Origin of the sequence: Anoxybacillus tengchongensis, from assembly GCF_014201585.1 — a bacterium.
Classification (GTDB): Bacteria; Bacillota; Bacilli; order Bacillales; family Anoxybacillaceae; genus Anoxybacillus; species Anoxybacillus tengchongensis.
The window spans coordinates 1-13,220 of the sequence record NZ_JACHES010000020.1 but is presented as its reverse complement, the minus strand read 5'-3'; the positions used below and the strand labels follow the sequence as shown (position 1 = coordinate 13,220).

Sequence of the window (13,220 nt, the reverse complement as noted above, 5' to 3'; positions counted from 1 at the left end):
CGACTTGCATGTATTAGGCACGCCGCCAGCGTTCGTCCTGAGCCAGGATCAAACTCTCCATAGAAAAGTTATCCTTAGCTTTTACGCTGCTGTTTTGTTCAGTTTTCAAAGAACAACAAAGACGTGAATAATAGTACCATAAAAATAATCACTTGTCAACACCTTTTTATTATCAACAACGACATTTATTAATATATCATGAATGTATATATTCGTCAACAAAAAAATAAACGGATATGTCCGTTTATGAAATGACATATTGTTGAATAAAAATAAGTGATATAATACCAGGAATACCTAGAAACCCAGTAACCGTTACTGTAAACAAATTAATCGGTAAATGAATATTTAATACATCACCAACAACATTAATTAAAAAAATAAATAAAGCCCCAATCACTAGACGAGCGATTCCTTCCCCAATAAATCGAGTCAAGCGTATCGGAATACCAATAAGCAAAATAATAACAATAAGACTCACGATCGACACAATGACGACTGTTTCATTCATATTTTTCTCTCCTTCAATCTTTTTTATTTTTAAATATATGTTCATCTCTTTTCGGTATGACAAGCCTATATAAAAAGGGAAGGTGTATTATCCCTTCCCGATCGAAACTTTTCTTTTCTTCGCTTCTCGAAGGAGAAATAAGTATTTTGCCTCGGCAATTTTTAAGTCAAATATAACTTTTTCAGACGGCTCAACACTTTTTTCTATTAATTGCTTCTTTCCCATCCAATCATCACGATAACTTTGCAAACGTTCAATAAGCTGATCATTAAATTGTTTGCGTAACCACCCTTTTTTCTTCCAAAACACTACAATTCCCTTCTTCCTTCAAGAGCTTTCGATAACGTCACTTCATCCGCATATTCTAAATCACCACCAACCGGCAATCCATGAGCAATGCGCGTAATTTTAACACCTGTTGGCTTCAACAACCGTGAAATATACATGGCTGTTGCTTCACCTTCAATATTTGGATTCGTTGCTAAAATGACTTCTTGAACCGTTTCATCTTGAAGACGTCTAAGCAATTCAGCAATTTTAATATCCTCTGGACCGATTCCTTCCATAGGAGAAATCGCTCCATGTAACACATGGTACAACCCATTATATTCCTTCATTTTTTCCATAGCGATAACGTCTTTCGGATCTTGAACAACGCAAATAATCGAACGATCTCGTTTGTCGTCTTCACAAATATAACAAGGGTCTTTATCGGTAATATGACCACATGATGAACAATATGTTAAATTTCTTTTCGCATTTACAAGCGCTTTCGCGAAATCCAGTACTATGTCTTCTTTCATGTTTAGCACAAAAAACGCCAGACGGACGGCCGTTTTCGGACCGATGCCTGGCAATTTCATAAAACTGTCGATTAACTTCGATATTGGCTCTGGATAATACATACGAACCCCCTAGAATAACCCTGGTATGTTCAATCCTTTTGTAAACTGTCCCATTGTTTCTGCTGTTAATTCATCTACCTTTTTTAACGCATCGTTTGTTGCAGCAAGCACTAAATCTTGCAACATGTCGATATCTTCTGGATCGACAACTTCCTCTTTAATTTTCACTTCTAAAATTTGCTTATGACCGTTAGCAATAACCGTCACCATTCCGCCTCCTGCTGTACCTTCAACTGTTTTTTCCGCTAATTCTGCCTGTGCTTTCTCCATATCTTTTTGCATTTTTTGCATTTGTTTCATCATTTTTTGCATATTGCCCATTCCACGCATCATATTCATCATTCCTCCATTACTCTTTAATTTCGACTAAATTGTCACCAAACCATTTTTTCGCTTCGGAAATAAACGGATCTTCCTGTTCGTGTTGTTCACCCTCATTTGTTTGTTGACGAATGAACTGTCCGCGGATTTGAAACCATTCGCTTTCAGGAACAGGAATCGTGTCAAGCTTCTTTCCTGTCAACTCAAGTAATACTTGCTCTAAGTTGTCTTTAACATAGTTACTATTATCAGCAACCATCTTACAATGAATTTCATATTTAAATTTTAACACAAAAGCTGTGCTACTTGCTGCTACAGGCTCACTTTCTTGCAATAATGCCGCATGGGACACTTTATTTTGCTTTTTCAACAACTCGAGCACATGTCCCCAATTCCCTTTAACAAGAGACAAATGTTGATGCGTTGCTTGGCGAAGTACTTCATGAATGCGCCCTATCGGTATTTTATAGTCTGTACGAATACTTTTTCCTGTTTTTTTCACCGATTCACTTGTTTCTGGAGCAGAGGGCTTCACACCGGTTTCTTTTAGTTTTCTTAATTCTTCTTCAAGTTGTTTCAACTTCTCCTCTAACACCGAAGAAATCAAATTTTTAGTCACGCGCTCCTCTTCGTAACAAAGTTTCACAATTGCCACTTCCATATGAACGCGCGGGTGATTCGTTAGACGCATATCATGTTGACTTTTACTTAACAAATCAATCGCTTCATATATAAGCGATGTTGGTATCATGTTAGAAAGCTCACGAAATCGCTCATCAACAAGCACACGATGCGTCACATCCTCTAGCTGTGGCGCTGCTTTATATAAAAGCATATCACGATAATAGTAAATTAAATCTTCGACAAGACGATTCGGATCTTTCCCTTGTTCCATTAACTCTTGAAAAAGACGTAACGCTTCAACCGTCTTTTTTTCGTACATCGCGCCAATTAAATCAGCAATCTTTCGCTGCGAAACCGCACCTGTAACTGCTAACACATCTTCAAGCAAAACCCGATCATCACTAAAAGAAATGGTTTGATCAAGCAAACTTAAAGCGTCACGCATTCCGCCATCAGCAGCACGTGCAATCGCAAATAATGCTTCTTCCTCTACATCTATACCTTCTTCAGCGACAACCGTTTTTAAACGCGAAACGATGGACTTCAGCTCAATGCGCCGAAAATCAAAACGCTGACATCGAGAAACGATCGTTAACGGAATTTTATGTGGCTCTGTTGTCGCTAAAATGAAAATGACATGTTTCGGTGGTTCTTCTAATGTCTTTAATAACGCATTAAACGCCCCAATGGATAACATATGCACTTCATCAATAATATACACTTTATACGGTGCTGAGGTTGGGGCAAATTTCACCTTATCGCGAATATCACGAATTTCATCTACTCCATTATTTGATGCTGCGTCAATCTCTAACACATCCGAAATTGAACCGTTCATAATGCCTAAACAAGTCGGACATTCGTTGCATGGCTCTGCTGTTGGACGATGCTCGCAGTTTACCGCTTTAGCAAAAATTTTAGCTATACTTGTTTTCCCTGTCCCACGTGGACCTGAAAATAAATATGCATGTGAAATCTTTTGTTGAAGCAGGGCATTTTGCAACGTTTTTGTGACGTGTTCTTGACCGACAACATCTTTAAAGCTTTGTGGTCGAAAAACACGATATAAAGCTTTATAACTCACGAAACTGCCCTCCTCTTTGCTCGTATCTTATTCATTATATCATTAAAAAACACATGAAAAAAGCACTTGCCGTCTAAGCAAGTGCTTGTATCCTACCTATGTAAATTGCCGTGCACCTTCCGTCGACTAGCTGCCATAAACGTTACTAGAGTAGTTAGCTCAGTTCAGGCACCCCTGCGGCACATGGGATTGTCCGCTTACTGCTGCTTCCTTCCGGACCTGACAGGGTTCACGGATTCCCATTGCGCAGGACCCAAACGTCAACACCACTTACTCTAGGCAGACTCTACAGCAAACTAGCCTAAAGAAGGAATTCAGCCTCGCTAGAGCGGATTGCGAGTACAGGGCACCGCTACCTCCCCGCTTAGCACGGCAACGCGTTATCTCTAACGCAAGTATAAGTATATCTCTTTTTTATATAAATTGCAATGTTTACACAATGGAATTTAATTGGAATAAAAACTATTTTTTTCTTCTTTTTTTCGTTGACGCAATCGTCGGAAAAAATCACTTAGCATACGACCACATTGTTCAGCTAATACCCCACTAACCACTTCTGCTTGGTGATTAAATCGCTTCTCTTGCAATAAATTCATTAATGTTCCAGCACACCCTCCTTTTGGGTCACTCGCCCCGAACACAACTCGTTTTATGCGAGAAAGAACAATGGCCCCAGCACACATCGCACAAGGTTCTAACGTCACATACAACGTTGCTTGTTCTAGTCGCCACGTCCCTAGTTTTTTACATGCTTCATCAATAGCTAAAAGCTCCGCATGAGCAATCGACCGTTGATCCCGTTCGCGCAAATTATGAGCTCGCGCAATGACTTCATCATGATGTACAATAATGGCTCCAATGGGCACTTCCCCGATTTCCTCCGCCTTTTTTGCTTCTTCAATTGCTAAATGCATGTAGTACTCATCATTTTTCATCTTTTGAAACTCCCGTACTTTTTATCATCTATAAAAGTATATCAAAACAAAAAAGCAACATACAGACTAATCATTTTATGTTAAAATAAATTTTGTCTGTCTACACAGACGGTTTCACCTGAAGGAGGTTACACAATGTCCCGCGTACCCTTTATTACTGTGGAAGGTCCAATTGGTGTTGGAAAAACATCATTAGCCAAGGTCATCTCAGCCCATTTTCAATATGAACTATTAAAAGAAATCGTTGATGAAAATCCTTTTTTAGGTAAATTTTATGAAAACATCGAAGAATGGAGTTTCCAAACAGAGATGTTTTTTCTATGTAATCGCTATAAACAGCTAGAAGATGTCGAGAAAAAGTTTTTAAACAATGGGAAACCGGTTGTAGCTGACTATCATATTTTCAAAAACTTAATCTTCGCTAAGCAAACGTTAAAAGGGAAGCAATACGAAAAGTATGTACGAATTTATGACATTTTAACAAACGACATGCCAAAACCAAATGTCGTCATTTATTTACACGCTTCATTACACACGCTGTTAGAGCGTATTGCTATGCGTGGTCGCGAATTCGAAAAAAACATTGACCCGAACTACCTAAAACAACTATCTCATGCTTATGAACAAGCAATGGAACAATTTGAACAAGCCCATCCTCACATTCCTGTATTGCGATTTAACGGCGATGAACTCGACTTCGTTCATCGTGATCAAGATCGATTTTATATTTTAAATGAACTACAATCTGTTCTTAAAAGGAGCTCAGAACAATGAACTTACGAGAAAAATACCATATCCCAAGCGATGCTGTCATTACCATTGCTGGAACGGTCGGTGTAGGAAAATCGACGATGACAAAAGCGTTAGCTGATGCACTTCAATTTCGTACTTCTTTTGAAAAAGTAGACACAAACCCATATTTAGATAAATTTTATGCCGATTTTAAACGCTGGAGTTTTCATCTTCAAATTTATTTTCTTGCAGAACGATTTAAAGAACAAAAACGTATTTTCGAATACGGAGGAGGATTTGTTCAAGATCGTTCCATTTATGAAGATACAGGCATTTTTGCAAAAATGCATTTTGAAAAAGGAACAATGTCGAAAGTTGACTATGAAACGTATACAAGTTTATTTGAAGCGATGGTTATGACACCATATTTTCCTCATCCTGATTTACTTATTTATTTGGAAGGAAGTTTTGAGGAAATTATTAAACGTATTCGTGAACGCGGTCGCCCAATGGAACAGCAGACACCAATTGAATATTGGAAAGAAATGTATGAAAGATATGAAAAATGGATTAATAGCTTTAACGCTTGTCCTGTTTTGCGTATTAACATTAATGAATATGATATTATTGGTAATGCTCAATCAATCGAACCGATTGTCGCAAAAATTGGGTATATGATTGAACAATATCGTAAGTTAAAAAAATAGAGGATGCCTAGTTTAGGCATCCTCATTTTTTACATAAAACAAAAATTCGTTACATATTGTAACGAATTATTTCAATAAACAATCTCCATTTTATGCGCTGTGGTTTGTAAACATCCAAATGATGGCGGAGGAGGAGGGATTCGAACCCCCGCGCGCCTTTCGACGCCTCTCGGTTTTCAAGACCGACCCCTTCAGCCAGACTTGGGTACTCCTCCGTATCGACATGTATTAATTTATCATCATTATTATCCCATGTCAATACCTTTTATATAAAAAAGGGGAGCAATTTCTCCCCTTATGAAATCACTTCTTTGCCTCCCATGTACGGCCGAAGTACTTCCGGAATGACGACCGTTCCATCTTCTTGTTGGTAATTCTCCAAAATCGCCGCCACTGTTCTTCCAATCGCTAGACCAGATCCATTTAATGTATGTACATGTTCTGGTTTCGCTTTCGGATCACGGCGAAAACGAATATTTGCACGACGGGCTTGAAACGCCTCAAAATTGCTGCAAGAAGAAATTTCTCGGTATGTGCCATAGCTTGGTAACCATACTTCAATGTCATATTTTTTCGCAGCAGTAAAACCTAAATCGGCGGTACACATGCTCATCACACGATACGGCAAACCTAGTAGTTGCAAAATACGTTCTGCATCATTTGTTAGCTTTTCAAGTTCCTCATAAGAATCTTCTGGTTTGACGAATTTAACAAGTTCTACTTTATTGAACTGATGTTGACGAATTAATCCACGTGTATCTCTTCCTGCTGAACCAGCTTCTGAACGGAAACATGCACTATAAGCGGCATATTTAATCGGTAAATCATCTACTGATAAAATTTCATCACGATGTAAGTTTGTTACAGGGACTTCTGCTGTTGGAATTAAAAAGTAATCTTCGCTTTCGATACGAAATGCATCCTCCTCAAACTTTGGAAGCTGTCCCGTTCCTGTCATGCTCGCTCGATTGACAATGTACGGTGGTAAAACTTCTTCATATCCGTGTTGTTCAACATGTACATCTAACATAAAGTTAATTAATGCACGTTCTAAGCGCGCCCCAAGTCCTTTATAAAATACAAATCGACTTCCTGTTACTTTCGCCGCACGTTCAAAGTCTAAAATCCCAAGTCGATCAGCAATTTCCCAATGCGGTTTCGGTTCAAAAGAAAATGAACGCGGTTCACCCCATTTGCGAATTTCTACATTATCATCTTCTGATTCACCAATTGGGACAGATTCATGCGGAACATTTGGAATCGATAAAAGTAACGTTTCAAGCTGTTGTTCCACTTCCCGCAATTCATCGTCAAGCACTTTAATACGATCGCCAACTTGGCGCATTTCAGCAATGAGATGATCTGCATCTTTTTTTTCGCGCTTTAATAAAGCAATTTGTTGCGACACATCGTTTCGCTTATTTTTTAATTCTTCCGCTTGTGCAATTAGTTCTCGACGACGACGATCCAGTTGCTCAAATCGTTCAAAATCCGCTAAATCCTCACCACGATGTTGAAGCTTTTGTTTTACTTCTTCAAAATGGGTACGTAAAAATTTTAAGTCTAACATCAACATGCCTCCCTTTATTTTGATTAATGAAATAAAAAACTCTCGTCCCGAAAGAAAGGGACGAGAGTGCTCCCGCGTTGCCACCCTAGTTGAAGACATACGTCTTCCACTCGAGAGATATAACGGTTCTCACCGGAAATGCCTACTGACTTAACGCGTTCAGCATTTCGCTCCAGGATGGATTCACAAGTCATTCCTGCCGATTCACACCGACCACCGGCTCTCTGAAAGGAAGAGGGCTTGCTACTAGTTCCTGTCATCGCTTTTTCTTCATATCATTTTCTTGGAAATAATGTACTATAAGTTTAAACAAAATGCAACTCGTTTATTCCTTTGTCTCTTTCACCATATGGATAAAGTATTGCGTCATACGATGGTCATCTGTTAATTCTGGGTGAAACGAACATCCTAAAAATTGTCCTTGTCTTGCCGCGACAATGCGACCTTCATACGTCGCGAGGACATCGACATCGGGCCCTACAGATACAATGTGCGGAGCTCGAATAAACACACCAATAAAGTCGTCAGCAACACCTTTAATTGCTAAAGATGCTTCAAAACTTTCACGTTGACGACCAAACGAGTTGCGTTCAACCGTAATATCCATTAAACCAAGGTGTGGCTCATCATAACCAACAATTTTTTTAGCTAAAATGATTAAGCCTGCACATGTTCCAAACATTGGTTTTCCTTCGCTTGCAAATTGCTTCAGCGGTTCAATAAATCCGTATTTATCCATCAAGCGACGCATGGTAGTGCTTTCCCCGCCTGGAATAATGAGGCCGTCAATATCTGCAAGTTGTTCTACTTTTTTAACAACAACAGCTTCTGCACCACACGCTTCAATTGAACGTACATGTTCACGTACAGCCCCTTGTAACCCTAGCACTCCTATTTTCACCATATTCATTGCTCCTTTACATTACCATCCACGTTCTTGCATTCGTTGTTCAGGAAGCAACGAAGAAATATCGATCCCTCTCATCGCTCCACCTAATCCTTTCGATAAGTGAGCAATTAATTCGTAATCTTCATAATGAGTTGTCGCCTCTACGATAGCACGTGCATATTTTTCAGGGTTTTCTGATTTGAAAATACCTGAACCGACAAATACACCATCAGCTCCTAAATGCATCATCAACGCCGCATCGGCTGGTGTCGCGACACCGCCAGCTGCAAAGTTAACGACAGGAAGACGACCAAGGCGTCTAATCTCTAATAGCACCTCAAACGGAGCACCTAAGTTTTTCGCTTCTGTCATTAGTTCATCTTCGCTCATGCTGACGACTTTGCGCACTTGCGCATTTACTTTACGCATATGGCGAACTGCTTCAACAATATTACCTGTACCCGGTTCACCTTTCGTACGAAGCATAGAGGCACCTTCAGCAATACGACGAGCTGCTTCACCTAAATCACGGCAACCACATACAAACGGCACAGTGAATTGACGTTTATCAATATGGAATTCTTCGTCTGCTGGCGTTAATACTTCACTCTCATCAATGTAGTCTACGCCGAGCGCCTCTAACACGCGCGCTTCCACATAGTGCCCGATACGCGCTTTCGCCATCACTGGAATAGATACTGCCTTCATCACTTCTTCAATTACAGTCGGATCAGCCATGCGGGCAACGCCGCCAGCTGCACGAATATCAGCTGGAACGCGCTCAAGAGCCATCACGGCAACTGCACCTGCTGCTTCTGCAATTTTTGCTTGTTCTGCGTTCACGACGTCCATAATGACGCCACCTTTTTGCATTTCCGCCATTCCGCGTTTTACACGTTCTGTACCTGTAACCGCCACCGTTCATTCCTCCCATTATGTATATCGTTATTGTGATATTGTACTGAAAAATAAGTTTAACGACAACTATTCATCGCTTCAGTACACTATCCATATTCTAGCATACGTTTTTACTAGGTAAAAGTGTAGAAACACTAGCTACATTTTTTTATTTTAACTCAATTTTTTAAAAAATCACAATAAAAATTTTAAAGCCCTCTTTTTAGAGAGCTTTAAAACAACCCTTTAATTGCGTTTGAAGCACCGTGCCAAATGTCGCTAAACAGTTCACCAATGGCGCGCATCGCTAAAACGAAGCCATTTGCTTTCTCTACAGCTTGTTTTGTTACGATGTCAACTTGTGCTGCTTTTTCCCCTTCTTTCGTTAAATACCCGTAGTCTGTTCCTTCATATTTTACATACATATACCCGACTTTTTGACCTTTTTTCACAGGAGCTGTTAACGTTTCTTTTTCCATGACAACAACAGGCTTATATTTTTTTTCTTCCCCGCGCTTGATGACAAGCGACAATGGTTGTTTTGTTGCAATCGAAACTTCTTTTTCTTTCCCTTTTTGTACTATGATCGTTTTATGTTTTTTTGTCATATAGTCTTTTGGATATAATTGTTGTACAGTATAGTTGCTAAACGCATAGTCTAACATTTTTCTTGTCTGTTCAAAACGGGATAAATGCGTACCTTTTCCGTTCGTTTTGGCATTCATGACAACGGTAATAAAACGCATGCCATTTCGCTCTGCTGTACCGGTGAAGCAATACCCTGCAAACTCTGTATATCCCGTTTTAATACCATCAACACCTTCATATGCTGCGACAAGTCCCGGAAGCATCCAGTTCCAGTTATCCATTTTAATTTGGTCATCTGTTCCTTCTCGGAAATACTTTCGAGGAATACTTGCTGTTTCTAAAATTTCTGGGAACTCGTGATATAAATGATATGCTAATGTTGCCACAGCACGAGCAGACATCACATTTTCTTCGTTATCTCCGCTCCCTGCTGGGTGCAATCCTCCTAAATCTTTGTTATTTAGTCCGGTTGCATTCACAAACTTATAATCTTTTAATCCTAACTCTTTAGCTTTTTCATTCATCATCTTCACGAAATTCGTTTCCGAACCACCAACAATTTCCGCAATTGCAACTGTTGCTCCGTTCGCTGAGTAAATCGCCATCGCTTCGTACAATTCACGTACTGTATATTTTCCATCCTTTCTCAACGGAACGTTCGATAAGTCTCGCTTTTGGGAAATTTTATATACATACTCACTTACTGCATACTCTTGATCCCATTTAACGCGTCCTTCATGAATCGCTTCTAGCAACAAGTATTCCGTCATCATTTTTGTCATACTAGCAATTCCTAAAACCGCATCAATATTTTTTTGATATAAAATTTTTCCCGTTTCCGCTTCAACAAGAATAGCGGCATCGGCTTCAATATTGAGCACGTCTTCTTCCGCCTTCGTATTTTGCGGTAACGTCACCAGAAATAAGAACATTGCTACAATGGAAATGATGAAGCTCTTGTACCATGTTTTCACGCTCAAACCCTCCAACTCTGTTTTACATAACCGTTATTTTAGCATACTCTTGTAAAAAAAAATAGACAGAGGAATCTTCCACCTCCATCTATTTGTTTACTAGATGAGCGAGTAGTTCGGAGCTTCTTTCGTAATTTGAACATCATGTGGGTGGCTTTCTCTTAATCCTGCTCCCGTCATGCGTACAAATTGAGTTTTTTCTCGCAATTCTTCTAAGTTTTTCGTTCCACAATAGCCCATTCCCGCACGCAATCCACCAACAAGTTGATAAATCGTATCAGCAAGTGGTCCTTTATAAGGTACACGTCCTTCAATGCCTTCTGGAACAAATTTTTTATTATCTTCTTGGAAGTAACGATCTTTACTTCCTTTTTCCATCGCTCCAACTGACCCCATGCCACGATATACTTTAAATCGTCTACCTTGATAAATTTCTGTTTCTCCTGGGCTTTCAGATACACCCGCCAGTAGACTACCAAGCATAACCGCATGTCCCCCAGCTGCTAAAGCTTTTACAATGTCACCAGAATATTTAATTCCTCCATCAGCAATGATTGAGACACCGTATTTTCGCGCTTCTGTTGCACAGTCGTAAATGGCCGTAATTTGAGGCACGCCAACACCTGCGACAACCCGTGTCGTACAAATGGATCCTGGGCCGATACCGACTTTAATGATATTTGCTCCTGCTTCAATTAAATCCTTTGTCGCCTCTGCTGTCGCGACATTTCCTGCGATAATGTTTAATGTTGGATAAGTGTCGCGAATTTTCCGCACCGTTTCAAGCACTCCTTTTGAGTGACCGTGAGCTGTGTCAACTACTATGACGTCAACATTTGCTTCAACAAGCTTTTTCACGCGCAACATCGTATCTGACGTAACGCCGACAGCCGCTCCGACAAGAAGACGTCCTTTGTCGTCTTTTGCTGCGTTTGGGAATTCAATAACTTTTTCAATATCTTTAATAGTAATAAGTCCTTTTAACACACCTTGATCGTCAACGAGAGGGAGTTTTTCAATTTTGTATTTTTGTAAAATTTTCTCAGCTTCTACTAATGTCGTTCCCACAGGGGCTGTAATCAAGTTCTCTTTTGTCATCACATCAGAAATTTTCATTGAGTAATCTTGAATAAAGCGCAAATCACGATTCGTAATAATTCCAACAAGTTTTTGTTCTTCAGTGTTATTCACGATCGGAACGCCTGAAATACGATATTTACTCATTAAATGTTCTGCATCATATACTTGATGTTCGGGGGTTAAAAAGAATGGATCTGTAATTACCCCGCTTTCTGACCGTTTCACTTTATCGACTTGTTCTGCTTGTTGTTCAATTGACATATTTTTATGAATAATTCCTAAGCCTCCTTGGCGCGCCATCGCAATCGCCATTTCCGCCTCTGTTACTGTATCCATTCCCGCGCTAATAATCGGGATGTTCAATTTTAACGTTTTACTTAACTCAACCGTTAAATCGACATCGCGAGGCAACACTTCTGACTTCGCTGGAATTAAGAGGACGTCATCAAACGTCAATCCTTCTTTCGCAAATTTCGTTTCCCACATTGTTTTTTCCCCCTCACTTTGGAAATATTAATTAGTAGAGTATCAACTTCGCTTTTTTCTGTCAAGAAAACATAAAAATGTTAGATAATTCGATCAATTAAACAAGGAGAGCGTACGATGTGGGAAGTATTTTATTCATCAAATTTTGTACATCAATTTTTACTTGAACGCTACAAACGAGAAGGAAGAGAAGATGCAGAAAAGAAAAGTTATGATAATTGTTATCCATTTATGTACTACTTACAGCATGGAAAAAAATTTTATGACACAGCCCGTCAAGCACCATTAGCGATTAAACCTGTTTTATTATTTTATGGGAATGTTCAACTTCTTAAAGCATGTTTATTAACGATTCATGCTGACTATCCTGAATCCTCAACCGTTTTAGCACACGGAGTATCAACGAGGAAAAGAAAAAAACAAAACTATGATTTTTTTAAAGACGAAGTAAAAATTCAAAAACACGGTTTGTTTACTTATTTTTCTGAAAAAATGTTTCATGTGAAACATGCATATGGGGAAAAATTTTGCATGAAACAGTTGTTAGAACAAATAGAAGAACTAACTCCTTTATTTCATCTATATTTTAAACAAACAAATGGACAAAATAAGCGTATTCATGAAATCATTGTCCATTATTTATTGCTATACAATTTAAGTATGATTTGCCGTTATGAAACGGAATGGTGGTACGATCTCCTTCATAGTTATTCAAATGATGCATATCCTTTTATTGTGCAGTTTTTAGAAGTAACTGAACATAAAATACCGCTATATTTGTATCATTATTTATTAGACAGCAAAAAAGACCAAGACTAAATTGTCTTGGTCTTTCTATTTGCCCGGCAACGTCCTACTCTCGCAGGCGGTGTCCCGCCAACTACCATCGGCGCTGGAGAGCTTAACTTCCGTGTTCG

General features: G+C 39.2%; 14 protein-coding genes, 1 tRNA gene, 2 rRNA genes, 1 other RNA gene and 1 other annotated feature. Of the genes, 3 read left to right on the top strand and 15 right to left on the bottom strand.

All coding sequences use genetic code 11. The annotated features are described in order from the left end of the window. From HNQ82_RS14250 to tadA, 8 genes are all read right to left on the bottom strand, one after another. A 16S ribosomal RNA gene (locus HNQ82_RS14250) occupies positions 1-64 on the bottom strand; the annotation flags it as partial. Between the two features lie 180 nt (positions 65-244). Continuing rightward, entirely contained in the window at positions 245-511 is a 267-nt protein-coding gene (locus HNQ82_RS14245; protein WP_183250426.1) for a pro-sigmaK processing inhibitor BofA family protein, read from the bottom strand. Positions 512-598: 87 nt separating this feature from the next. Next, complete coding sequence (locus tag HNQ82_RS14240; protein WP_032101915.1) at positions 599-820, bottom strand: YaaL family protein; 222 nt, start codon at positions 818-820, stop codon at positions 599-601. Beyond that, the gene (gene recR, locus HNQ82_RS14235; RefSeq protein WP_055442061.1) at positions 820-1,416 is read right to left on the bottom strand and encodes a recombination mediator RecR; all 597 of its coding nucleotides are present in this window, start codon (positions 1,414-1,416) and stop codon (positions 820-822) included. Before recR ends, HNQ82_RS14240 begins: the two co-directional genes overlap by 1 nt. Positions 1,417-1,425: 9 nt before the next feature. After that, positions 1,426-1,749 (bottom strand): YbaB/EbfC family nucleoid-associated protein, encoded by a 324-nt coding sequence (locus HNQ82_RS14230; protein ID WP_021095866.1) that lies wholly within the window; start codon positions 1,747-1,749, stop codon positions 1,426-1,428. Between the two features lie 16 nt (positions 1,750-1,765). Next, entirely contained in the window at positions 1,766-3,445 is a 1,680-nt protein-coding gene (dnaX, locus tag HNQ82_RS14225; RefSeq protein ID WP_183250425.1) for a DNA polymerase III subunit gamma/tau, read from the bottom strand. Positions 3,446-3,553: 108 nt separating this feature from the next. Further along, an RNA gene (gene ffs / locus HNQ82_RS14220) (signal recognition particle sRNA large type) lies at positions 3,554-3,818 on the bottom strand. A 73-nt stretch (positions 3,819-3,891) separates the two neighbouring features. Then, entirely contained in the window at positions 3,892-4,380 is a 489-nt protein-coding gene (gene tadA / locus HNQ82_RS14215; RefSeq protein WP_183250423.1) for a tRNA adenosine(34) deaminase TadA, read from the bottom strand. Positions 4,381-4,515: 135 nt separating this feature from the next. Between tadA and HNQ82_RS14210 the strand changes: the two genes are divergently transcribed. Together HNQ82_RS14210 and HNQ82_RS14205 are read left to right on the top strand one after the other, a co-directional pair. Next, entirely contained in the window at positions 4,516-5,154 is a 639-nt protein-coding gene (locus HNQ82_RS14210; RefSeq protein WP_055442058.1) for a deoxynucleoside kinase, read from the top strand. Then, positions 5,151-5,819 carry a deoxynucleoside kinase gene (locus tag HNQ82_RS14205; RefSeq protein ID WP_183250421.1) on the top strand — a complete coding sequence of 223 codons (669 nt, stop codon included), beginning with the start codon at positions 5,151-5,153 and terminating at the stop codon, positions 5,817-5,819. Before HNQ82_RS14210 ends, HNQ82_RS14205 begins: the two co-directional genes overlap by 4 nt. Before the next feature lie 122 nt (positions 5,820-5,941). On the opposite strand, the gene HNQ82_RS14200 is transcribed toward HNQ82_RS14205, so the two are convergent. From HNQ82_RS14200 to guaB, 6 genes are all read right to left on the bottom strand, one after another. Continuing rightward, a tRNA-Ser gene (locus HNQ82_RS14200) sits at positions 5,942-6,034 on the bottom strand. Between the two features lie 80 nt (positions 6,035-6,114). Beyond that, complete coding sequence (gene serS / locus HNQ82_RS14195; RefSeq protein ID WP_183250419.1) at positions 6,115-7,389, bottom strand: serine--tRNA ligase; 1,275 nt, start codon at positions 7,387-7,389, stop codon at positions 6,115-6,117. Between the two features lie 53 nt (positions 7,390-7,442). After that, positions 7,443-7,658 (bottom strand) — a binding site (T-box leader). Between the two features lie 56 nt (positions 7,659-7,714). Further along, positions 7,715-8,293, bottom strand: coding sequence for a pyridoxal 5'-phosphate synthase glutaminase subunit PdxT (gene pdxT / locus HNQ82_RS14190; protein WP_183250417.1), 579 nt, complete (start codon positions 8,291-8,293; stop codon positions 7,715-7,717). 18 nt (positions 8,294-8,311) lie between these two features. Next, a complete protein-coding gene (gene pdxS, locus HNQ82_RS14185; protein WP_183250415.1) occupies positions 8,312-9,196 on the bottom strand; it encodes a pyridoxal 5'-phosphate synthase lyase subunit PdxS in 885 nt (294 codons plus the stop codon). Between the two features lie 212 nt (positions 9,197-9,408). Further along, a complete protein-coding gene (locus HNQ82_RS14180; protein ID WP_425486273.1) occupies positions 9,409-10,737 on the bottom strand; it encodes a D-alanyl-D-alanine carboxypeptidase family protein in 1,329 nt (442 codons plus the stop codon). A gap of 99 nt (positions 10,738-10,836) precedes the next feature. Next, positions 10,837-12,303: an IMP dehydrogenase gene (gene guaB / locus HNQ82_RS14175; RefSeq protein ID WP_183250412.1), complete on the bottom strand. Its 1,467-nt coding sequence runs from the start codon at positions 12,301-12,303 to the stop codon at positions 10,837-10,839. Positions 12,304-12,420: 117 nt separating this feature from the next. On the opposite strand from guaB, the gene HNQ82_RS14170 reads away from it, so the two are divergent. Further along, the gene (locus tag HNQ82_RS14170; RefSeq protein WP_183250410.1) at positions 12,421-13,122 is read left to right on the top strand and encodes a YaaC family protein; all 702 of its coding nucleotides are present in this window, start codon (positions 12,421-12,423) and stop codon (positions 13,120-13,122) included. 21 nt (positions 13,123-13,143) lie between these two features. Here the strand turns inward: HNQ82_RS14170 and rrf are convergent. Beyond that, positions 13,144-13,220: ribosomal RNA gene (gene rrf / locus HNQ82_RS14165) — 5S ribosomal RNA — on the bottom strand; the annotation flags it as partial.